The following is a 20,025-nucleotide window of genomic DNA, read 5'->3' as shown; positions in this document are numbered from 1 at the left end:
TAAGCCCCTGATATCGGGATAGACTCCCGATTTATGGCAGACAGCGAATCGACCCCGGCCGAGGTAGCCGAACTCGCCGAAGGTTTGCACCGCGCTTTGTCCAAATTGTTTGCCATTCTGCGCCGCGGAGACCCCAGCGGCGCTGCGGCCGGAGAGTTGACCCTCGCCCAGTTGTCGATCCTGGTCACGCTCCTCGATCAAGGGCCCATTCGGATGACCGATCTCGCCGCACACGAGCGGGTGCGGACTCCCACCACGACCGTGGCGATCCGGCGGCTGGAGAAGGTGGGCCTGGTCAAGCGCTCCCGCGACCCGTCCGACCTGCGTGCGGTGCTCGTGGACATCACCCCGAGGGGGCGGGCGGTCCACGGCGAATCGCTGGCCAATCGGCGCGCTTCGCTGGCCGCGATGCTCAGCCAGCTCCCGACGTCCGACCTCAACACCCTGATGCAAGCGCTGGCCCCGCTGGAGCGGCTGGCCTCCGGTGACCCGACGTCTGGACCCGCCGGCGTGCCACCCGAACGCAAGGAGGCCTGAAAAGCGCACCACATCAACGCTTTTCAGTTGATCCTGGGACATCGGTAAACTGCAGGACATGCCCAATGCACTCATCACCGGCGCCGGCGGCGGTATCGGATCGGCCATCGCCGCAGCGCTGGCACCCACGCATACCTTGCTGCTGGCGGGCCGCCCGTCCGATCGGCTCGACGCGGTCGCGCAGCGACTGGGGGCCACCACGTTTCCCCTGGATCTCACCGACTCCGGCGATATCCAGGCCGCCTGCGAAATCGTGGACGAACTCGACGTGCTGGTGCACAACGCGGGGGTGTCCATACCCGGCACTGTCGCCGACTCCAACGTCGACGATTGGCGTGCCACCTTCGCCGTGAACGTCTTTGGACCGGTGGAACTTACGCTGGCGCTGCTGCCGGCGCTGCGGCGCGCCCGCGGGCGGGTGGTGTTCATCAATTCCGGGTCCGGCCGGACCGCTTCGCGGAGTATGGCCTCCTATTCGTCCAGTAAGTTCGCGCTGCGCGCCTTCGCGGATTCGCTGCGCAGCGGCGAACCGGACTTGAAAGTGACGACCGTTTATCCGGGACGGACCGACAGCGACATGCAGCGAGAACTCGTCGAGTTCGAGGGCGGCAGCTATGACCCGGCCAACTTCCTGAAGCCCGAAACGGTCGCGGCCGCCGTCGCTAATGCGGTGGCCACCCCGCCCGACGGTCACTTGCACGAGGTGGTGCTGCGGCCCGCCGAGCGCTAGGTGCCGCTACACGACCAGGTTGACCAGTCGGCCCGGGACCACGATCACCTTGCGCGGGTTGGCACCCGCTAAAAACGCCTGGACCTTCTCGTCGGCCAGCGCGGCGGCCTTCAGCGTGTCCTGATCGGCGTCGGCCGCCACCAGCACCCGTCCGCGCACCTTGCCGTTGACCTGCACCGGGTATTCGATCGTGTCGTCGACCAGATAGGCGGGATCGGCGACCGGGAAGGGGCCGTGCGCCAGCGAGGTCTGGTGGCCCAGTCGCAGCCACAACTCCTCGGCCATATGCGGGGCCAGGGGCGCCAGCATCAACACCAGCGGCTCGACGGCCGCCCGGGGCACCGCGTCGCGGTGCTCCTTGGTGAGATGGTTGGTGTATTCGATCAACTTGGCCGCAGCGGTGTTATTGCGCAGTGCGGCATAGTCTTCCGCGACCCCGGCAACGGTCCGATTCAGTGCTCGCAGCGTGTCGGTCGCCAACTCATGTGCCGGGCCGTCGACCACGCGGGTGTCACCGGTCTGCTCGTCGATCACCAGGCGCCACACGCGCTGCAGGAAGCGGTGGGCTCCCACGACGTCCTTGGTCGCCCAGGGGCGCGAGGCCTCCAGCGGGCCCATCGACATCTCGTAGACCCGCAGCGTGTCGGCGCCGTAGTCGTCGCAGATCTCGTCGGGTGATATCGAATTCTTCAGGCTCTTACCGATTTTCCCGAACTCCTGGAAGACCTCGACCTCTCCCCCGGGTCCCGGGTAGACGAACCGGCCGTCCCGCTCGACCACTTCTTCCGCAGGGACGTACGAGCCGCGCGCGTCGGTGTAGGCGAAGGCCTGGATATAACCCTGGTTCACCAACCGGCGATAGGGCTCCCGAGAGCTCACATGGCCCAGGTCGTAGAGGACCTTGTGCCAGAACCGCGCATACAGCAGATGCAGCACCGCGTGTTCGGCGCCGCCGACGTACAAATCGACGCCACCGGGATCCTGCGGCCCATGCTCAGCCGGCCGCGGACCCATCCAGTAGGCCTCATTCTCCTTATCGCAGAACCGTTCCGAGTTGTGCGGATCGGTGTAGCGCAGTTCATACCAGGAGCTGCCGGCCCACTGCGGCATCACGTTGGTGTCGCGGCTGTAGGGCTTGAGGCCGTCGCCGAGGTCCAGCTCGACGTGCACCCAGTCCGTCGCCTTGGCCAGCGGTGGCGACGGCTCGCTGTCGGCGTCGTCGGGGTCGAACAGCACGGGCGAGTAGTCCGGCACGTCGGGCAGCTCGACCGGCAGCGCGGCTTCGCCGAGCGCATGCGCACGCCCGTCCGTGTCGTACACGATGGGGAACGGTTCGCCCCAGTAGCGCTGCCGGGCGAAAAGCCAGTCGCGCAACTTGAATTCGATGCACGCGCAGCCACGACCCTCAGCCTCCAGGCGCGCGGTGATCTTCTCCTTGGCCGCGGCCACAGCCAATCCGTCGAGGTGGCCGGAGTTGACCAGCACCCCGTCGCCGGCGTAGGCGGCCTCCGAAATGTCACCGCCGGCAATGACTTCCACGATCGGCAGCGCGAACTCGTGGGCGAAGTCCCAGTCGCGCTGATCGTGACCGGGAACCGCCATGATCGCCCCGGTGCCGTAACCGGCCAGCACGTAGTCGGCGATGAAGATCGGCACCGGTTTCCCGTTGGCGGGATTGACGGCGTAACTGCCCAGGAAGGCGCCGGTCTTCGCCTTACTCTCCTGGCGTTCGAGGTCCGACTTCGATGCGATCGCCTGCCGGTAGGCGGCGACGGCCTCGCGCGGTGTGGCGGCGCCGTATTTCCAACGTGCATCGGTGCCGTCCGGCCATGCGGCCGCCACCAAGTTGTCGACCAGGTCGTGCTCGGGCGCCAGCACCAGGTAGGTGGCGCCGAACAAAGTGTCGGGGCGCGTGGTGAACACCTCGACATCGACGGTCTCGCCGTCGGCGCCGGTCGCCGCGAACAGCGCTTTGGCGCCGGTGGACCGGCCGATCCAGTTGCGCTGCATGGTTTTGACCGGCTCGGGCCAATCCAGTATGTCGAGGTCGTCGAGCAGCCGGTCGGAGTATGCGGTGATTCGCATCATCCACTGCCGCAGTCGTTTCCGGAACACCGGGAAGTTGCCGCGATCGCTGCGGCCGTCGGGGGTCACCTCTTCGTTGGCCAGCACGGTGCCCAGACCGGGACACCAGTTCACCATCGAGTCGGCCCGGTAGACCAGTCGGTGGGCGTCGATGACGTCCGCCCGCTCCCCCGCCGACAGCGCGTCCCAGTCGCGCCCGTCCTCGAGGCCGCGGGCACCGGAAGCGAATTCGGCGACCAGCTCGGCGATGGGTCGGGCCTTGTTGGCGGCGGTGTCGAACCAGGCGTTGTAGATCTGTAGGAAGATCCATTGGGTCCACTTGTAGAACTCGACGTCGGTGGTGGAGAAGCTGCGCCGGCTGTCATGGGCGAGGCCCAGGCGTCCCAGCTGGCGCCGAAAGTTGACGACGTTGGCCTCGGTACGGGTGCGCGGGTGGGTCCCGGTCTGCACCGCGTACTGTTCGGCGGGCAACCCGAAGGCATCAAACCCCAACGCATGCAACACATTACGGCCGGTCATCCGGAAGTACCGGGCGTACACGTCCGTTGCGATGTAGCCGAGCGGGTGGCCGACGTGCAGCCCCTCCCCCGACGGGTAGGGAAACATGTCCTGCACGAACAACTTGTCGTCGGGGACCGGGGCTCCATCTGCCGGAGCCAGCGAACCGACCGGGTTGGGCACGTTGAACGTCCCGAGCTTCGCCCAGTTTCCCTGCCACGCGGCCTCGATACGGCCCGCCAACGCCGCGGTGTAGCGATGCGGCGGCGCGTCAGATTCGGGCACGGCGGCGCCAGAGCTGCTCGCCGGCGAAGCGGTCGGGGAGTCGGTCACCTGAACAGGGTATAAGGGAACCCCAGCGGCCCCGCCGGGCTACAGGTTGGTCTCGGTTCCGTTGCGCGCCGATCAGAGGTTCATCCCAGGTGTGTTTCGAGCCTGTTCACCGCCTTTGACCTCTAGTTACAGTCAGCCACTATCGACGGCTTCTGGTACTTGAGCCATTGGAAGGACCGACGCAGATGATTGAGATCGTCCCCGCCCACCGGGCACTCCTCGGCGGTGTGGTCGCTGGCCTGATCGGCCTGGCGGTTGTCGCGGGCGGCACGGCATCGGCAGACCCGTTGCCTCCGGCGCCGGCGCCCGCCCCCACGGTCCCCGCGCCGGCACCTCAGAACCTCGGGCCAGAGCTCGTGCCACCGAGCCGATACCTCGCGGCCCCGCCGGCCGCCAATCAGATTGCCCCGCGGGCCACCGCCCCGGTCCCCGCAACCACGGTTCCGGCCGCGGTCCCCCCGGCGGTTCCGGCCGCGGTTCCGGCGGCGGCCCCGGTTCCGGCGACGTCGGGAACGATTCACGAATTCCTGCAGTCGAAGGGCGTGAAGCTGGAGGCGCAAAAGCCCCAGGGCTTCAACGCACTCGACATCACCCTGCCGATGCCCCCGCGCTGGTCCCAGGTGCCCGACCCCAACGTCCCCGATGCGTTCGCGGTCATCGCCGACCGGCACGGCAGCAGCATTTATTCATCGAATGCCCAGGTGGTGGTGTACAAACTCGTCGGTGCCGTCGACCCCAGAGAGGCCATCACCCACGGCTACGTCGACAGTCAGAAGCTGCTGGCCTGGCAGCCCACCAACGCCTCGATGGCCGATTTCGGCGGTTTCCCGTCCTCAGTCGTCGAAGGCACCTACCGCGACGGCGATTTGACGCTCAACACGTCGCGGCGCCACGTCATTGCCACGTCGGGACACGACAAGTACCTGGTGTCGCTGTCGGTGACCACCGATCGCGCGGTGAGCGTCGCCGACGCGCCCGCCACCGACGCCATCATCAACGGATTCCGCGTCAGCGCCCCCGGCGCGGCCGCCCCGGCGCCGCCCCAGGCTCCCGCCGCCTCTCCGGTCGGGCTGCCCGCCCAGCCTCCCGCGGCTACACCGGTCGCGCCTGCCGCTCCGGCACCGGCCGCCGTTCCGGTCTCCCCGGCACCCGCAGTGGCCCCAGCCGCGCCTGCCGCCCCGGCACCCGGTGCCGCTCCGCTGGTACCGCTGGCCCAGACGTCACCCGCGGCCCCGGTCGGGCTTCCCGCGCAGGCGCCGGCGGCAAATCCGCAGCGCACACCCAGCCTATTGGCGATGTTGCCGGGACTGCCCCCGCTACCGAACTTCTCGTTCCTCCAGCACTGAAGGACGACCGCGCCGGCGCCCGCAGAGCCGGGTGCGTGGGCCGGTGAACCGGCTCGTATTGTGAGCCCATGCTGATTGCGGGCGTGCTGTGCGTGTGTGCGGCGGTGGTCTCGGCGGGGTTCGGCACCTGGTCGCTGGCGCATAACCGGAGTTTCGGCGCCACCGCATTGGCGCTGCGCGCGATGGCGCCGACACAATTGGCGGCCGCCGTGATGCTGGCGGCGGGTGGCGCGGTGGCGGTGGCCGCGGTCCCGGACACCGCGCTGGTTGTGCTCGTCGTCTGTGTGGTGGGCGCACTGGGGACGTTGGCCGCCGGCTCGTGGCAGAGCGCGCGCTTCGCGCTGCGCCAGGAAGCGGCCGCCCCCGCCTGCGCCGGCAGCTGCGCCGGATGCACGCAGTCGTGCCACTGATCTGAGCCGGGGGAACGGCCCTAGTTCCGGCTGATGTCGATGGGGTGGGTGGCGAGCAGCGAAAGCGGCAGCGGCTGACGACGCAGGACTTGGCCCCACAGGTCGGACCTCGGACCCACCAGCACGTCGGATGGCAAGGCGGACAACACAATCCAATCGTCGCGCTCGATCTCGCCTTCCAGCTGACCGATAGTCCAGCCCGAGTACCCCGCGAAGATCCGCACCCCTTCGACCGAAGGCGCGATCACGTCGGGATCGGCGTCGAGATCGACCATGACCACCCGCCCGTCCACATGCCGCAAGCCGGGCACGTTCTGGGGGTCCGCGCCGACGCGAAGCGTCGCCAGACACAGCGCCGCATCACGCTTCACCGGCCCGCCGATGAACATCGTCTTCGGCTTGGCCGACAACTTGGTCCACTGCGGCAAGACGTTGTACACCGCGGTGTCGCTGGCGCGGTTCAGGACGACGCCCAACGTCCCTCCGTCGTTGTGCTCGACGATGTAGATCACGCTGCGCCGAAACGTCGGTTCGAGAAGGTCGGTGTTGGCGAGCAGCAAAGTGCCCGCACGCACCCGTTGCGCGGCGGGTGCGACGTAGTCCTCTGGATCCTCCGGCGGCGGCACCCCACCATCATCGCATCCGGCGCATCGTGGCCCGGGCCAATCGAGACCGTGGGCCACGGAGATTTGTACTGTGGTTGGACGGCTCTGATCGCGCGAGCATTGTCAGCCCCAATCGTGGAAGTCGGTTTCGGTGATCCCTACCCGGATGCAGTCCAGCGCACCCGTTGAAGTGTGGCGGTCGGTGCGCGGCTTGCCGGATTTCTGGCGGCTGCTGCAGGTGCGTGTCGCGAGCCAGTTCGGTGACGGCCTGTTTCAGGCGGCGCTGGCGGGTGCCTTGCTGTTCAACCCTGATCGGGCCGCCGATCCTCTTTCCATAGCGCGCGCCTTCACGGTTCTGTTCTTGCCGTATTCGCTGCTGGGTCCGTTCGCCGGGGCGTTGATGGACCGTTGGGATCGGCGGCTGGTGCTCGTCGGCGCCAACGTGGCCCGGCTGATCCTCTTCGTCGCGATCGGCACGATCCTGGCGAGCCGGGCCGGTGATGTGCCGCTGCTGCTGGGCGCCCTGTTCGCCAACGGTCTGGCCAGGTTCGTCGGGTCCGGGCTGTCGGCCTCGCTGCCGCATGTGGTGCCGCGCGAGCAGGTGGTGACGATGAACTCGGTTGCCACCGCGGCCGGGGCCATCGCGGCGTTCTTCGGCGCAAACTTCATGCTGGTGCCCCGATTCATTTTGGGGGCCAGCGACAAGGGCGCCTCGGTGATCGTGTTCCTCACGGCGATTCCCGTGTCGATCGCGTTGCTGTTGTCCTGGCGGTTCGGTGCGCGGGTGCTGGGCCCCGACGACACCCGGCGAGCGATCCACGGACCCGTCATCTACGCGGTGATCACCGGCTGGCTGCACGGCGCACGCACGGTGGCGCAGCGTCCTACGGTCGCCGCCACCCTGTCCGGCTTGGCCGCCCACCGGATGGTCGTCGGCATCAACTCGCTGCTGGTCTTGTTGCTGGTCCATCACATGCCCAACTTGAAAGGTGGGGGATTCGGCACCGCCCTGATGTTTTTCGGCGCCGCGGGCCTGGGCGCCTTTTTGGCCAACGTCCTGACACCACCCGCGATCCGCCGGTGGGGGCGCTACGCGACGGCGAACGGCGCGCTGGCCACGTCGGCGATCATCGAGGTCGCCGGTGCCGAGCTGCTCGTCCCGGTCATGGTCGCGTGCGGCTTCTTGCTGGGCATCACCGGGCAGATGGTCAAGCTCTGTGCCGACACCGCGATCCAGATAGACGTCGACGACGCGCTTCGCGGGCATGTGTTCGCCGTGCAGGACGCGCTGTTCTGGGTCGCGTTCATCGTCTCGATCACGGCGGCCGGCATCTTGATTCCCGACGACGGGCACGCGCCCACCTTCGCGCTGTTCGGATCGGTGCTGTACCTGGTCGGCCTGGCCGTGCACGGCATCATCGGGCGCGGCGGCGGCCCAGCGAGCGATCGTTAAGGTACAGACGTGAATTGTGCGATGGCCGCGGCCGACGGTCCAGGCCCGCGATGACCGGTCCCGCCCCCATGGTCGACGACCTGCGCGCCGAAAGCGACGCGCTCGACGAGCTGGTCGCGCCGTTGTCGCCCGACCGCTGGGCCGAGGCGACGCCGGCGCCCGGCTGGACCATCGCACACCAGATCGGCCACTTGCTGTGGACCGATCGGGTGGCTCTGATCGCGGTTACCGACGAGGTTGGGTTCGCCGAGGTGTTGGCGGACGCGGCCGCCGACCCGGCGGGCTTCGTCGACCACGGCGCCGAGGAGCTGGCGGCGCTGGCGCCGGCCGAGCTGCTCGCCGAGTGGCGGCTCACGCGGGCGCGGCTGCACGACGCGCTGCTCACGGTGCAGTCCGGTCGCAAGCTCCCGTGGTTCGGCCCACCGATGAGTGCGGCGTCGATGGCCACCGCACGCCTGATGGAGACCTGGGCGCACGGTCTCGATGTCGCCGACGCCCTAGGCGTGACCCGCCCCGCGACCGAGCGCCTGCGGTCGATCGCTCACCTGGGAGTCCGCACCCGCGATTTCGCCTTTGCGGTCAACGATTTGGTGCCACCGGCCGAACCGTTTCTGGTCGAGCTGCGCGGTCCCGGCGGCGACACGTGGACCTGGGGGCCGCCCGAAGCCGAGCAGCGGGTCAGCGGGTCCGCCCAGGACTTCTGCTTCCTGGTCACCCAACGGCGTCCATTGAGAGCCCTCGACATCACGGCCCGGGGCCCCGACGCCCAGCGCTGGTTGGAGATCGCTCAGGCTTTCGCGGGGCCTCCGGGCACCGGTCGATGAGCGCGTGAACGCGCGAAGAGAGCCGGGGCCCCATCCGATCAAGCACCGGTCGATGAGCGCGTGAACGCGCGAAGAGAGCCGGGGCCCCATCCGATCAAGCACCGGTCGATGAGCGCGTGAACGCGCGTCAGTGCAGCGGCCCGCCGTAACTCGCCTGGTTCTCGGCCTCGGCCTCCTCGCGCAGCGCGGCAATCGCGAGATTCAACCTTTCGGCCAACTCGACGTGCCCATATCCGGTCATCACCCCGGGATGCAAAGTCAGTTTCAGCAGCCGGCCATCGGAGTTCGCGACGGCATACACGTCACCCAGATCGACGCTGTAAGTGACCGCTTCGGCGTGCGCCACAAGGGCTTCCCACTTGTCAGCCGCCTCGCTCAGTTCCCGAAGAACCGATTCGACGAGATCCTTCTCGCTGAGATTCGCGCGACTGCCCGAACCCGCCACCATGACAGTATCGTCGACCCCTCCGACCAGCGTCAATTCATATGCGAGCAGGTTCGCGGCCAACCTGCCAGGCGCTCACCCGGCAAGCTTCTGATACCAGGCGAGGTGGTAGTTCGCCGACACAGCATCTCCGCTGGCGATGCCCTCGGTGGCGGCCATCAGCAGGCACTTGAGCAGGAGCGCGGGATTGACGTTCGGATACTGAACCAGGAGCTGGTAGCGCGAGGTGTCGAGATGGACGCGCAGTACGTCGACCTCCTGATCGACGACAACCGTTCCGGCGGCGGCTGCTTGCGCCAACCTCGACACGATCTTGGGCAGATCACCGCGCCCACGCGTGGCCGCGCTCAGCACGCCCGCCAGATCGTCGATCGTGGGCAGCGCGCGCGGCTCCACCGAGGACTTGGTCGCCGCGAAGTTGACCGAGCGGTGCAACGAATCACCGGGAGCGTAAGTGACGGCGCGCACGGTTTCGCCGATCAGTGCGGCGACCCTGCCGCTGCGACGCTCGGGCTCCAACAACCGCACGCCCGCCGGAAGGGTGATGCCTGAAGGTATCCATCCGTGCGCGAGATCGGTGACCAGTACCGTCGTACCGTCGGCACGATCTCCGATCGCCCAATTCAGCCGCGGCTCCTGCCGGACCACGAACTCGAGCAGCCGGTTCAGCCGCTCATTGTCGAAACCCGCTGAGATCGAAGGCTTTTCGGCGCGAGGGTGGGTCGCGGAGGTGGCCCTGTCGCTGTCCGCGGCGGGCGCGGCTTCTGCAGTCGGTTCCTGCGCGACCGCTTGCGGCGTCGGCTCAACGGTGACCGGCTCATCGATGACCGCGTGGTGTCGCCCAGAGTCGGCCTGGTCCGGTGCCGGCCCGGGCGCACCCTGCACGGGTGCCTCGAACACCGGCTCCGCCTGTGTGACCACCGGAATGACCTGCGTCTGCTCGAGGTGCAACGCGTCACCCTCGGTGGTGGCCGGGCCGCTGGTCGCGCGCTGCTCATCCTCATCGGCCGGCTCGACGATCGCGTGGTGGCGCCCGGAATCGGCCCGGTCCGGAGTCGGTTCGGGGTCGGGCTGCGCGGGCGTCGCTGATTCGGGTTCGTCCTTGACCACCGGGATGACTTGGGTCTCGCCGAGATGCGCCACCTCGGCGGCGCGACGGGCGGCATCGTCGGCAGGCGCTCCCTGCCGGGCTGACAGCGGTGTACCGGGGTCGGCGACCGGCTCGACCGCGGGCTCGCGACGCCGCCGTCTTCCCGTGCGTGGGGCTGCCTCGGGTGGTGGAAGCCGCGCGGGCGCCTCGGCGGCGGGCTTGGCCTCGCGGATTGTCGGCAGTACCTGCGTCTTCTTCAGATCCGCGTCGGACGGCTCGCGCCTCGGTGGGGGAATGGCGGGGGCTTGGGCCCCGCTCCGCATGGCGTGCAGATAGCGAATCGTCGATTCGACTCGGCGTACCGCACGGCCGCGTGCCTCGTCGATGACCCGCGCCTCCGCCGCTTGGCGAGCAGGGTCGGTCATCCCGGATCGCTTCAGCAGCTTCAGCTCGTCGTTGGCGGCGTGCGCAATTCGTTGCAGGTCGGCCTTGAGATGCTCAGCGAGAGTGGCGGTTTCGGGGGTGACCGTCGACAGTTCGGCAGGCCACAACCCGCCTGTCACCCAGGGGGTGCAGTCGATAGGGGAGCTGAAAGCGGGCGTCGCCAGTGATTCCCGGGTAGCTCTCCGGAGGCGCTGACGCGCCGACATCCGACCGAAGACCGCCACTGGCTAAGCGTACCGGGAGCCAGCCGGCGACTTATGCGGTCGGTGAATTGTGCGGTCGCACGCCCCTGGGTAGCGTGAGGACATGGCTGATTCTGCACTGCAGCAGCAACTCGATGAGGTGCGTGCCTTCCTCGCTCGCGCGCGAGAGTTGTTCGGCCCCAATCCGGTAGAGCCGCCAGCGGGTATCGCTCCCGATCCCAGCGTCGCCAAGCCACGCTTACGCTAGGTCGGCGGCGCGCCTGCCAGGCCGCTAGATCGCGCCGCTACGGCGACGCAGTTTGTGTGCCAGCAACTTCTCGATGGCCGCATCGAGATCCCGGGGGGTCGGGACCGCTGCGGACGGGGTGTGCCCGGCCGCGACGATCTCGTCTCGGATTTCCAGCAACGCTTTGAGGCATGACACGTCGGCGGTCAGCAGGATGCCCTGCGCCAGCGTCTCGGCGTCGGTGTCCATCGCCTCTTCGCTCAGCGCGACGCTGTGCATATAGCCGCCGCGGCAGGAGCGGACCAGGATGTGTCCGCTCGGGTGGACAGTGTCGAAAGCGGGATTCGCGTCGGTCATCGACCGCGGTCGACGATGTCGCCGAACTTTCCGGCCGCCTCCTGCTCGTGCTGTTCCCACATCGTCGCCGATACGTTGAGTTTGTCGGCCAGATCTGCGTGGTCAGCAGCTTGCTGCTCATAGCACTGGCGTCGCAGTTCGAGCAGCTCACGGCCCGCGTCGCGCAGTTCGCTGAAGATCGGCCCGAGGGAATCGAGACTCTCCTGGATCGCGGCGTGCGACGACGGAACGGTACGCAAGTACTCCGAGGTGTCCTGGTGATGCGCGGCAGCCTGACGTAGGTGCGCAGGCACTACATGAATCGAATCTGCCATCCGCTGTCTCCTGTTGACGATCGCCGGTTGTTCCGGCGAGCTTGGTCAGGTGGTCGACGTAGTCGCCGGCCGCGTGGGTGTCGGTGGGTCAGGCTTGGCCGGCGCCGTTACTGCCGCATTCGACGCCGGCGGGTGCTCCCAGCCTAGGAAGCTGGGCCCACTCACGGTGGCGATGTGTTGAATTTGGCCATCCAGAAGCACCTTGCCGGGGCCGAGGGCGAGCGCATGACGATCGGTGAACATACCGATATCGCCGGGCGCAACCTGCAGGGAATCGATCGGGCTGGGGACCGCGGTTCCCGGTGGGGGAATGGTCATCCCCTGCTGTTGGAAGGCCTCCGCTATCGGCGTGCCGCCGACGGCGGCCGTGATCGCCGCTGCCAGCTGTGGGCTGGCAGCGGTGACCGTTTCCCCGTCAGGCAACGTCAGCGTTGTCGGATGGGCCGACGGCTCATCGGATGCCTCGCGTGGCGGCCCAGCGGCCTCGTCGCCCGGTTCGTTCGATCCGTCGCGCGAGCTCTGGTCCTCGTCCGGCAGCTCCTCGTCGGCCAGCTCGTCCAGACCAGGTTCGGTCCCGTCACCGCCCTGCAGCCCGGACAGCGGGAGCCTGCCGGGTCCTTCCCAACCAGCCATCGATGCGGGCAGAGAACCAAACCCGGGGAGCGATCCGCCGCCAAAGCTGGGCACGGCGGGCGCCATCGGCTGCTGCGGCACGGCCGGCATCGCGGCCACACCGGCCGGATCCGGCCCCGGAACATCGCCCGGCAGGGCGTCATCGTCGGCCAACAAGGAGTCCAGCAGCGGATCCCAGTCGGCATCGCCATCGGTCCCTTCGCCTGTGGCCGAAGGGTCAGCCGGCGCCGGAGCTCGCGGGCGTTCGTCCTCGGCGTTCGGCTCGTCTTTGGAGGCGTCGTAGAGCGACGTCCAGGCGGCCATCAACGCCGACTTCGACGTGTCATCCAGGCTGGCGTTCAGGACAACCTCGCGAATGTCCCGGAGCTTGCCGATGAGGAACCGCTGGAAGTCACGCGCCCCGGCCGGGGTGTCCAGGTCCGACCTGATCCGCACCGCGGCTTCGGTCTCGTGCTGCAATCTGGTGAGGGCTTCGCTGCCGTCAACCGCATGCAAATGCGCGTTGAGGATCGCCGAGATTACCTGCAGGTCCAATTGCGAGCTCGCCGAATTCTGTTGTGCAAGAGCAGCTTCGGCGTTAGCGATGGCATCGGCCGCATCGCCCGTTTCGCGATCCGGGGGTGCCGGCGCTTCGGCGGATGGCCGCGCCGGCGGGTTGGCCGTCTTTTCGGCGCCGAATACGACGGCGTGCTGTTGGCGGATCTTGCGCAGGATGGCCTCGATTTGTTCGGGGCGGGTGGTCGGGTTGAGCGCTGCGGTCACTTCGGCCGGCGCCAATCCCGCCTGCCATGCGCTCGGATCGCCGGTGCGTTCTCGGACGTATTCGACCGCGGCAAGCAGGTCGTCGTAGACCGACATCAGCCAAACAGCCGGCGCGGCTTGCCCGAAAGCTGGTGCGGGAAACGACGCGACCCCTCCATGTCCGGCGACAGTACTCAGGGGCATAAGTGCCGACAATTCACTCTGCTGCATGGTGTGGACTATTTCGGGTTAGCCGCTATCGGCGCCGTACTGGATCCGAAGGCTCTGCAACACAGCGGCTTTCGCCTGACCTAACTCGCGGGCTTCGGCCACGACCGACGCGATCTCACGTTGCTTGTCCAGTAGAAACTTTCGGAACTCGCGTGCGCCCATGGGGGTATCGAGGGCGAGGTCCGCCTGGTTCACTGTTGCGTGGTCGATCTGCTCGGCGATGGAATCCAGGCGCCTGACGCTCTCGCGCGCTGCGTCGTGAGCGCTGGTCAGCACCTCGTTCAGCACCCGATCGGCTTCCGACGCAATGCCGTGCTGACCCGCCAGCGCCGACCGCCGCGCCTCGACGGCCTCGAATGAGGGCCCCGGCTGCTCCGTCATCGGCTCACCCCCGTCGTCGTGCCCGCGTCACCGGGCGGTCGTGGCTCGTCATACCGGTCGGCGGATCGCAACGTTGTTGCCCAGCCGGCTTATTCGCACCGAGGCGCCCGAATAGGGCGCTTCCACTACGAGATTGTTCCCGATGGCCAGCTGCACATGGCCGGCGTGCGGAAACACCAGATCACCCGGCCGCACCTGGGAACGGGGCACCGCGATGCCGTCGTTGATCTGCTGATAAGTGGTGCGATCCAGGTGAATACCGGCCTGCGCGTAGCTCCACTGCACCAGCCCGGAACAGTCGAACTGGTCGGGTCCGGTCGCACCCCAGACGTAAGGTCGGCCCAGTCGAGACAAAGCGGCGCGCACCGCCAGTCCGGCCCGATCATTCCGAAGCCCGCGCAGTCTCGATACCCCAAGCCGACGATCGTGCCGGAGCCAATAACGTAAGGCCAGCAGTTCGGCGTTGCGGTGTCGCGCACGCGCGCGCGCCGACACCACATGCGCCCGCTGGGCCCGCAGGCGAGTCACGCGTCGGCGCGCGGCCTCCCGCTGGGCCAGCGGCGTCGCCGGCCAATCGTTATCCGCCCGGGCCGCATCCAGTACCCTTCGGGTCAGGTCACCGGCCTGTGCTCGATCGCGGTGCGCGCCGGCAATGATGTCGGTGGCCGCGGCGTCGGTATCAGCCGCCGCGGTGAAACGTTGCCGGCCGTGCACCACCGCGAGTTGATAACCGCCGTGGGCCATCCTGTCGCTCAACGTGGCGGCTCGCTGCAACAGGTTGCGGAAATGCGCGGTGTCTGCGTTCAGGGAGGGCGGCTGGGTGGTGCCGGCGAACAGTTGGTGGGCACGGCTCAACGCCGCGATTTCGGATCGACTCACGACGCCCCCTTGTCGTCCTGGCTTGCCTCGTGTCGGCCCGACTCGACCGCCTCCGTGAAGGCGCGGACGCGGGGAAGCGCACCCGGCGCGATCACCCCCCGATTGCGGATGTCCCACATCTCGTCGACATCCACGCCGACCAAGGCGGCGATGATCGTCTCCGGTAAGGGCGACTGGGCGCATGCCCGATCGAAACGCGCGCTCAAGCTGGTGGGCATTCGCTCCAACAGCGCCGCACGCGTCGCCTCCAAAGCTTGCAAATGCTCCATCAGCCGGCCGGTCGAGTCGGCGCCGGCGTTCACGGCCACCCGCCAGGAGCTGGCGGCGAGCATCTCTGCCTTCACGCATTGCGCGATCACAGACAGAATATACGTCTCATATTCGTTTGATGTTGTCGCGGGCAGTCGATCGATGACGGATTTGAGGGCATCGAGCTGCGCTTCGGCATAGCCTTCCAGCACTTCTGTGTCGCTATGACGGTCAACCACCACCGGGCCGCTGCGTCGCGCGGGCATGGGCGCCGGTGGCTGCGCGGACATCAGGCGCGCCAGCTCGGCCTCCGGGTCGGCGGCCACCAATAGCCGCGAGTAGGTGCCCGGCGGTAGACCGAGCCCATTCTCAATCTTCTGAACTGTACTTTTGTGCGGCTTTCGGGCACCCCGCTCGAGGAAACTGAGTCCCATGATGCTGACCCCGGTCGCGGCCGCGAGGTCAGCCAGTGACCAATCGCGTGATTCACGCAATGCGCGGATGGCCGCGCCGGCCGACTCACGGGTCACCGCACGCTCCGGCCATGGGCCGGATATTACACAGCCAGCGGCGCCGATATCGCTATATACGTTTTTGTCACGTTTCTCTTGCGTTCGCGGGCCGCTTATGTATACGCTTCTGCCTACGTTTCACGCTCGACAAGGAGACCGACATGGGACACCCCTGCGCAGCCAATCCGGAACTTTGGTTCGGCTACCCCGACGACGACGGCGGCGACGGCGCCGCGAAGGCGCGCGCATACGAGCGGTCGGCCACCGAGGCTCGCATCCAGTGCCTGCGCCGCTGCCCGCTCGCGCAGCAGCGCCGCTGCGCCGCGCACGCCATCGCGCACCGCGAGGAGTACGGCGTGTGGGCCGGGGTGAAGCTGCCGGGTGGCCAGTACCGCAAGCGTGACCAGCTCGCTCGGGCACACGACGTCCTACGGCGTATCGCTGCCGGCGAGGTCAATGCTCGACAACTGCCCGAGAACGCGGCTCTGCTGGCACGCCACGAACACGAGTCGGTCGCCGTGCCGGCGGTCGTGCTCCACCTGCCGCTGGCGCAAGTCAAACCTCGTTCGGCTGCCTGACATTTCGTCCGAAGCCGGTGGTGGCAGTTTGCTAAGCCCGTCAACGGGGTAGTCCGCGTCGGCAAGACCAGTCTGTCGACCTAGAGGCGCCACATGACGTTCGACCTGACCCCGACGGCGGCACAACATGACCTTGCCCGGCGTACGCACGAGTTCGCAGAATCAGTAATACGCCCAGTAGCGCTGGACTACGACCAGCGGCAGGAATTTCCCTGGGCAGTGCTGGAAGAAGCGGCCCAACAAGGTTTTTACAGTCCGCTTTTTTACCGCGATCTGATCGGCGATCCAACCGGCATCTCGTTGCCCATGTTCATGGAGGAGCTGTTCTGGGGCTGTGCGGGCATCGGCTTGGCCATCGTCATGCCGGCGTTGGCACTTTCAGCGATCGGTCAGGCCGCCTCGCCGGAACAAATGCTGGAATGGGCGCCCGAATGTTTCGGCACACCAGGAGATCTCAAGCTTGCCGCCCTGGCCATCTCCGAACCCGAGGGCGGCAGTGACGTGCGCAACCTGCGCACCCACGCGCGGCGCGACGGTGACGACTGGATCATCGACGGCCACAAGATGTGGATCGGCAATGGCGGCATCGCCAATGTGCACGTGGTCAACGCCGTGGTCGACGAGGAGCTCGGCCATCGCGGCCAAGCCCTATTCGTTGTGCCCGGTGGCACACCCGGACTGAAACTGGTGCGAAAGCTGGACAAATTGGGCTGCAGGGCGTCCCATACCGCCGAGTTGCTCTTCGAAGGCGTTCGCGTTCCGGGTGCCAATTTGCTTGGCGGACAAGAGAAGCTCGAACACAAGCTCGCCAAAGCCAGAGAAGTAGTAGCGGGTGGAAAGCGGTCCGGATCGGCAACGCTGGGCACCTTCGAGCAGACCCGCCCGATGGTGGCCGCTCAAGCCATTGGCATCGCTCGCGCGGCGCTCGAGTACGCCACCGCGTACGCCACCGAACGCGAGGCTTTCGGTGGACCCATCATCGACAACCAGGGCATCGCCTTCCCGTTGGCGGAGTTGGCCACCCAGATCGACGCCGCTCGGCTGCTCACCTGGCGTGCGTCGTGGATGGCGGCCAATAACGTTCCCTTCGAACGGGGCGAGGGTTCGATGTCGAAGATGGCCGCCAGCGAAGTCGCGGTCAAGGCCACCGAACGTGCGATCCAAACCATGGGCGGCTGGGGCTACATCACCGATCATCCGGTCGAGAAGTGGTATCGGGATGCCAAGCTGTACACCATCTTTGAGGGCACCAGCGAGATTCAGCGGATGGTCATCTCCAACGCGCTGGGCGCCGCCGTGGGCACCCCGCCGCTGCATGTGGTGCTGGAGCCGTCCGGCGGACCGCTGAACCGGGTATTCGGGCGGGGGACTCCGCTGCGATCCCGCGTCGCCGACAACGCCCTGTCGGTGAAGGATCGCGTGCCCGAGCCCGTCATGCGGCTTGCCATGAAGGTGCTGCGGCCGCCGCGCAAGTAAGAACGCCGGGTACGGTCGCGGTGGAAGGCGCCGCATGAGGAGGCCCGCGACGGAGGGTGGAGGATGAGCAATCTTGAAGCCTCCCCGGCCGAAGTCGCTTGTGCTGCTTCACAACATCTGGGCGATTCACCGACGGTGGAAATCCTGCAACCGCGGGACGTCCCGTTGGGCGGCCCCAGGGCGATCCGGGTGCAACGTACCCTTCCGCAACGGCAGCGTTCGCTCGTCGGGGCGTGGTGCTTCATCGACCATTATGGGCCGGTCGCCGCGCGAATGGACGTTCCTCCGCACCCCCACACGGGACTACAAACAGTCAGTTGGTTGTTCGGTGGGGAAGTGGAGCACCGTGACAGCGCCGGCGTGCGTGCGGCCGTTCGGCCCGGCGAGCTGAATCTGATGACCGCGGGGGCGGGCATCTGCCATTCGGAAGTTTCGGTTGATTCCGACGCCCGACTACACGGTGTCCAGCTCTGGGTCGCGTTGCCCGCATCCGCTCGCGAAACAGCGCGAGATTTCGCTCATTACGCGCCCGAGCCCGTGGCGCTGGCGAGTGCGCAGGCGCGCGTCTTCTTGGGCGAGCTGGCCGGCAGCCGATCGCCGGTACCGACGTTTACGCCGTTGCTGGGCGCCCAGATTGACCTCGAGCCTTCGGCCACGCTGGACATCGACGTGGACCCGGCCTTCGAGCATGGGGTGCTGAATGATTCGGGGACCGTAGACGTGGACGGGACGGCCCTGGCGATCGCCGAGTTGGCCTACCGAGGTCCCGGCCGGGCCCATTTGCAGGTGCACAACGCGGGGGAGGGACCCGCGCGGGTGCTGCTGCTCGGCGGTGCCCCGTTCACCGAAGAATTGGTGATGTGGTGGAACTTCGTCGGACGAAGCCACGAGGACATCGTCAATTACCGCCGACTGTGGGAGGACGCCGACGACCGATTCGGCGCCGTCCAGGGATACCGGGGAGCGCTCGCCCGCCTACCCGCCCCGCCGTTGCCGACCGCTCGGCTGCGGCCCAGGCCTACACCGCAAAGAAAGGGAAGCACAGATGACAACCGATAAGACCGGTGCGGAAGCCACCGTTAGCCTTCAGGACGGCAAGTACACGATCGCCGTCGAGGGGAAGACGGTAGGGCTGGCCGATTTCGCCGACCGCGGTGATCAGCGCGTCTTCTACCACACCGAAATCGATCCGGCGTATGGCGGACGCGGGCTGGCGACCATCCTCGTCGAGGAGGCGCTCAACGAGGCGCGGGATGAGGGCAAGCGCATCGTTCCGGTGTGCTCGATGATCGGCACGGTGCTCAAGAAGCATCCTGAATTCGACGACATCACCGACCCGGTCACTCCGGAGATCACGCAGTGGGTGCGCTCGTAGGTGGCAAGTTCAGCGGTGAGCCACATTTAGCGGTCGCTCGCTGCTGTGCCCCAACCATCGAAGCATCAAACCCGAAAAGTGGCTCGCCTATCAGGCTCGGCTACTCGCCCTCCGGAGCACAAAAGTATTTAATTGCAAGCGACTTCGCCAAATTTAGAAGTTCCTGACACGATCGGTCCGCCTCTGCGTCACTAAAAAGTTGTTCGAGGCGTGCCAAGTTTTCGCGAATCCAAGCTGCTGTTTCCTCTGAAGATACGGAGCTCATCTCATCGAAGCCATCCAGGTACTGCCGAACCAGCGGTATCCGAAACCAGTTATCTGGCACCGTTGCCAACTTGGTTGGTGCAACGGCAAAACGAACCTGACCCCTGTCGTTGGAAAGATCCCAGCTGACGACCGGGCCAGCCAAGCTCAGGGAAGCGTTAATAGATGGGCTTCCTGAAGTGGTCGAGTCGGTAATGCGGTAGTCGGGGTTTAAATACAGAAAATCGAAGTACCGCAGGAAGAATTCTAGGAGGGTTTTCACTCTATCGCGCTCCTTCGGGTGGCGTGAGTCGACTGCTGCACGACGCCGACAGAGAGCGTAAAGCGTTCGCGATCGGTTTTCCCTAGATTGCGGGCCGTAAATGTAGCTAGCTCGCGCCGTCTGATTTCGGCCATCCCCAGCTTTTGGATGAGTTCGAGAGACGTAAAGCCGCCAGTTCGTCACATACGCGCGGCGCGGTCCACTTATCCGCGAATAGTTCCTCAACACGGTGCAGGTTTTGCGACAGCCAATTGGCCTGTTCCACTGGCTGGCCCTGCGCTGCGTCATCGGTCTGCTCCAAGTACTGGCGGATGAGTGGAAGCGCAAAATAATCGGAGAGATTTTGAATGAATGGTATCGCTACGAAATAGATTATGCCGCGATCGTTCACAATATCCCATTGAAGTTGCTCGCTGGAAAACGAAAGCGATGCATCAATATACTGAAGACCTCGAGTAGACGAGTCTGCGATTTTGTACCTTGGGTCGAGGTAAAGAAAGCCAACATTGTGAACGATGAACTCTAACAGCGTCTTCACTGCTAA

At 66.7% G+C, this 20,025-nt stretch carries 22 protein-coding genes and 1 pseudogene; 11 read left to right on the top strand and 12 right to left on the bottom strand.

Features of this window, described 5'->3' with window-relative positions:
• The first annotated feature begins 33 nt into the window (after window positions 1-33).
• Window positions 34-537, top strand: a complete 504-nt coding sequence (locus AC5Y7E_RS01380; protein WP_499947237.1) for a MarR family winged helix-turn-helix transcriptional regulator — start codon at window positions 34-36, stop codon at window positions 535-537.
• 58 nt (window positions 538-595) lie between these two features.
• Window positions 596-1,267, top strand: a complete 672-nt coding sequence (locus tag AC5Y7E_RS01375; RefSeq protein WP_499947236.1) for an SDR family oxidoreductase — start codon at window positions 596-598, stop codon at window positions 1,265-1,267.
• Window positions 1,268-1,273: 6 nt separating this feature from the next.
• Here the strand turns inward: AC5Y7E_RS01375 and leuS are convergent, their stop codons facing one another.
• Window positions 1,274-4,183, bottom strand: coding sequence for a leucine--tRNA ligase (gene leuS, locus AC5Y7E_RS01370; RefSeq protein ID WP_499947235.1), 2,910 nt, complete (start codon window positions 4,181-4,183; stop codon window positions 1,274-1,276).
• A 185-nt stretch (window positions 4,184-4,368) separates the two neighbouring features.
• Between leuS and AC5Y7E_RS01365 the strand changes: the two genes are divergently transcribed.
• Window positions 4,369-5,529, top strand: coding sequence for an LpqN/LpqT family lipoprotein (locus AC5Y7E_RS01365; RefSeq protein ID WP_499947234.1), 1,161 nt, complete (start codon window positions 4,369-4,371; stop codon window positions 5,527-5,529).
• Between the two features lie 68 nt (window positions 5,530-5,597).
• Window positions 5,598-5,939: a hypothetical protein gene (locus tag AC5Y7E_RS01360; RefSeq protein ID WP_499917391.1), complete on the top strand. Its 342-nt coding sequence runs from the start codon at window positions 5,598-5,600 to the stop codon at window positions 5,937-5,939.
• Window positions 5,940-5,959: 20 nt separating this feature from the next.
• Here the strand turns inward: AC5Y7E_RS01360 and AC5Y7E_RS01355 are convergent, their stop codons facing one another.
• Window positions 5,960-6,565: a YqgE/AlgH family protein gene (locus tag AC5Y7E_RS01355; RefSeq protein ID WP_499917392.1), complete on the bottom strand. Its 606-nt coding sequence runs from the start codon at window positions 6,563-6,565 to the stop codon at window positions 5,960-5,962.
• 99 nt (window positions 6,566-6,664) lie between these two features.
• Here AC5Y7E_RS01355 and AC5Y7E_RS01350 point away from each other — a divergent pair.
• Window positions 6,665-7,997: pseudogene (locus AC5Y7E_RS01350) on the top strand (MFS transporter).
• Window positions 7,998-8,047: 50 nt separating this feature from the next.
• A complete protein-coding gene (locus AC5Y7E_RS01345) occupies window positions 8,048-8,821 on the top strand; it encodes a TIGR03084 family metal-binding protein (protein WP_499917393.1) in 774 nt (257 codons plus the stop codon).
• Between the two features lie 127 nt (window positions 8,822-8,948).
• On the opposite strand, the gene AC5Y7E_RS01340 is transcribed toward AC5Y7E_RS01345, so the two are convergent.
• Window positions 8,949-9,269 (bottom strand): DUF2710 family protein, encoded by a 321-nt coding sequence (locus AC5Y7E_RS01340; protein ID WP_499917675.1) that lies wholly within the window; start codon window positions 9,267-9,269, stop codon window positions 8,949-8,951.
• 72 nt (window positions 9,270-9,341) lie between these two features.
• The gene (locus AC5Y7E_RS01335; RefSeq protein ID WP_499947233.1) at window positions 9,342-11,024 is read right to left on the bottom strand and encodes a DUF5632 domain-containing protein; all 1,683 of its coding nucleotides are present in this window, start codon (window positions 11,022-11,024) and stop codon (window positions 9,342-9,344) included.
• 82 nt (window positions 11,025-11,106) lie between these two features.
• Between AC5Y7E_RS01335 and AC5Y7E_RS01330 the strand changes: the two genes are divergently transcribed.
• Window positions 11,107-11,250: a hypothetical protein gene (locus tag AC5Y7E_RS01330; RefSeq protein WP_499917395.1), complete on the top strand. Its 144-nt coding sequence runs from the start codon at window positions 11,107-11,109 to the stop codon at window positions 11,248-11,250.
• A 24-nt stretch (window positions 11,251-11,274) separates the two neighbouring features.
• On the opposite strand, the gene AC5Y7E_RS01325 is transcribed toward AC5Y7E_RS01330, so the two are convergent.
• From AC5Y7E_RS01325 to AC5Y7E_RS01300, 6 genes are all read right to left on the bottom strand, one after another.
• Entirely contained in the window at window positions 11,275-11,586 is a 312-nt protein-coding gene (locus AC5Y7E_RS01325) for a DUF2694 family protein (RefSeq protein ID WP_499917396.1), read from the bottom strand.
• Window positions 11,583-11,900 carry an ESX-1 secretion-associated protein gene (locus AC5Y7E_RS01320; RefSeq protein WP_499917397.1) on the bottom strand — a complete coding sequence of 106 codons (318 nt, stop codon included), beginning with the start codon at window positions 11,898-11,900 and terminating at the stop codon, window positions 11,583-11,585. Before AC5Y7E_RS01320 ends, AC5Y7E_RS01325 begins: the two co-directional genes overlap by 4 nt.
• Before the next feature lie 45 nt (window positions 11,901-11,945).
• The gene (locus AC5Y7E_RS01315) at window positions 11,946-13,391 is read right to left on the bottom strand and encodes a DUF4226 domain-containing protein (protein ID WP_499947232.1); all 1,446 of its coding nucleotides are present in this window, start codon (window positions 13,389-13,391) and stop codon (window positions 11,946-11,948) included.
• A 132-nt stretch (window positions 13,392-13,523) separates the two neighbouring features.
• Window positions 13,524-13,886, bottom strand: a complete 363-nt coding sequence (locus AC5Y7E_RS01310) for a DUF4226 domain-containing protein (protein WP_499947231.1) — start codon at window positions 13,884-13,886, stop codon at window positions 13,524-13,526.
• A gap of 48 nt (window positions 13,887-13,934) precedes the next feature.
• Window positions 13,935-14,765, bottom strand: a complete 831-nt coding sequence (locus tag AC5Y7E_RS01305) for a C40 family peptidase (protein WP_499947230.1) — start codon at window positions 14,763-14,765, stop codon at window positions 13,935-13,937.
• The gene (locus AC5Y7E_RS01300; protein WP_499947229.1) at window positions 14,762-15,544 is read right to left on the bottom strand and encodes a helix-turn-helix domain-containing protein; all 783 of its coding nucleotides are present in this window, start codon (window positions 15,542-15,544) and stop codon (window positions 14,762-14,764) included. Before AC5Y7E_RS01300 ends, AC5Y7E_RS01305 begins: the two co-directional genes overlap by 4 nt.
• Window positions 15,545-15,687: 143 nt before the next feature.
• Between AC5Y7E_RS01300 and AC5Y7E_RS01295 the strand changes: the two genes are divergently transcribed.
• The 4 genes from AC5Y7E_RS01295 (at window position 15,688) to AC5Y7E_RS01280 (ending at window position 18,955) form a co-directional block, all read left to right on the top strand.
• The gene (locus AC5Y7E_RS01295; RefSeq protein ID WP_499947543.1) at window positions 15,688-16,104 is read left to right on the top strand and encodes a WhiB family transcriptional regulator; all 417 of its coding nucleotides are present in this window, start codon (window positions 15,688-15,690) and stop codon (window positions 16,102-16,104) included.
• Between the two features lie 93 nt (window positions 16,105-16,197).
• Complete coding sequence (locus AC5Y7E_RS01290; RefSeq protein ID WP_499947228.1) at window positions 16,198-17,580, top strand: acyl-CoA dehydrogenase family protein; 1,383 nt, start codon at window positions 16,198-16,200, stop codon at window positions 17,578-17,580.
• 63 nt (window positions 17,581-17,643) lie between these two features.
• Window positions 17,644-18,639: a pirin family protein gene (locus AC5Y7E_RS01285; protein ID WP_499947227.1), complete on the top strand. Its 996-nt coding sequence runs from the start codon at window positions 17,644-17,646 to the stop codon at window positions 18,637-18,639.
• The gene (locus AC5Y7E_RS01280; protein WP_499917405.1) at window positions 18,626-18,955 is read left to right on the top strand and encodes a GNAT family N-acetyltransferase; all 330 of its coding nucleotides are present in this window, start codon (window positions 18,626-18,628) and stop codon (window positions 18,953-18,955) included. The genes AC5Y7E_RS01285 and AC5Y7E_RS01280 overlap by 14 nt, the downstream gene beginning before the upstream one ends.
• Before the next feature lie 100 nt (window positions 18,956-19,055).
• On the opposite strand, the gene AC5Y7E_RS01275 is transcribed toward AC5Y7E_RS01280, so the two are convergent.
• Both AC5Y7E_RS01275 and AC5Y7E_RS01270 read right to left on the bottom strand, forming a co-directional pair.
• A complete protein-coding gene (locus tag AC5Y7E_RS01275; RefSeq protein ID WP_499947226.1) occupies window positions 19,056-19,481 on the bottom strand; it encodes a hypothetical protein in 426 nt (141 codons plus the stop codon).
• A 106-nt stretch (window positions 19,482-19,587) separates the two neighbouring features.
• Window positions 19,588-20,019, bottom strand: a complete 432-nt coding sequence (locus AC5Y7E_RS01270) for a hypothetical protein (protein WP_499947225.1) — start codon at window positions 20,017-20,019, stop codon at window positions 19,588-19,590.
• Window positions 20,020-20,025: the final 6 nt, after the last annotated feature.

The organism is Mycobacterium sp. NGS17 (assembly GCF_059813205.1).
The sequence above is the reverse complement of the archived record's forward strand: the minus strand, read 5'-3'. Positions and strand labels throughout refer to the sequence as shown.

What these genes read in the sequence shown, in the direction of transcription:
- AC5Y7E_RS01380 (WP_499947237.1), top strand. Translation starts at nt 34, where the DNA reads ATGGCAGACAGCGAATCGACCCCGGCCGAGGTAGCCGAACTCGCCGAA.
- AC5Y7E_RS01375 (WP_499947236.1), top strand. Translation starts at nt 596, where the DNA reads ATGCCCAATGCACTCATCACCGGCGCCGGCGGCGGTATCGGATCGGCC.
- AC5Y7E_RS01365 (WP_499947234.1), top strand. Translation starts at nt 4,369, where the DNA reads ATGATTGAGATCGTCCCCGCCCACCGGGCACTCCTCGGCGGTGTGGTC.
- AC5Y7E_RS01360 (WP_499917391.1), top strand. Translation starts at nt 5,598, where the DNA reads ATGCTGATTGCGGGCGTGCTGTGCGTGTGTGCGGCGGTGGTCTCGGCG.
- AC5Y7E_RS01345 (WP_499917393.1), top strand. Translation starts at nt 8,048, where the DNA reads ATGACCGGTCCCGCCCCCATGGTCGACGACCTGCGCGCCGAAAGCGAC.
- AC5Y7E_RS01340 (WP_499917675.1), bottom strand. Translation starts at nt 9,269, where the DNA reads ATGGTGGCGGGTTCGGGCAGTCGCGCGAATCTCAGCGAGAAGGATCTC.
- AC5Y7E_RS01330 (WP_499917395.1), top strand. Translation starts at nt 11,107, where the DNA reads ATGGCTGATTCTGCACTGCAGCAGCAACTCGATGAGGTGCGTGCCTTC.
- AC5Y7E_RS01325 (WP_499917396.1), bottom strand. Translation starts at nt 11,586, where the DNA reads ATGACCGACGCGAATCCCGCTTTCGACACTGTCCACCCGAGCGGACAC.
- AC5Y7E_RS01320 (WP_499917397.1), bottom strand. Translation starts at nt 11,900, where the DNA reads ATGGCAGATTCGATTCATGTAGTGCCTGCGCACCTACGTCAGGCTGCC.
- AC5Y7E_RS01315 (WP_499947232.1), bottom strand. Translation starts at nt 13,391, where the DNA reads ATGTCGGTCTACGACGACCTGCTTGCCGCGGTCGAATACGTCCGAGAA.
- AC5Y7E_RS01310 (WP_499947231.1), bottom strand. Translation starts at nt 13,886, where the DNA reads ATGACGGAGCAGCCGGGGCCCTCATTCGAGGCCGTCGAGGCGCGGCGG.
- AC5Y7E_RS01295 (WP_499947543.1), top strand. Translation starts at nt 15,688, where the DNA reads ATGGGACACCCCTGCGCAGCCAATCCGGAACTTTGGTTCGGCTACCCC.
- AC5Y7E_RS01290 (WP_499947228.1), top strand. Translation starts at nt 16,198, where the DNA reads ATGACGTTCGACCTGACCCCGACGGCGGCACAACATGACCTTGCCCGG.
- AC5Y7E_RS01285 (WP_499947227.1), top strand. Translation starts at nt 17,644, where the DNA reads ATGAGCAATCTTGAAGCCTCCCCGGCCGAAGTCGCTTGTGCTGCTTCA.
- AC5Y7E_RS01280 (WP_499917405.1), top strand. Translation starts at nt 18,626, where the DNA reads ATGACAACCGATAAGACCGGTGCGGAAGCCACCGTTAGCCTTCAGGAC.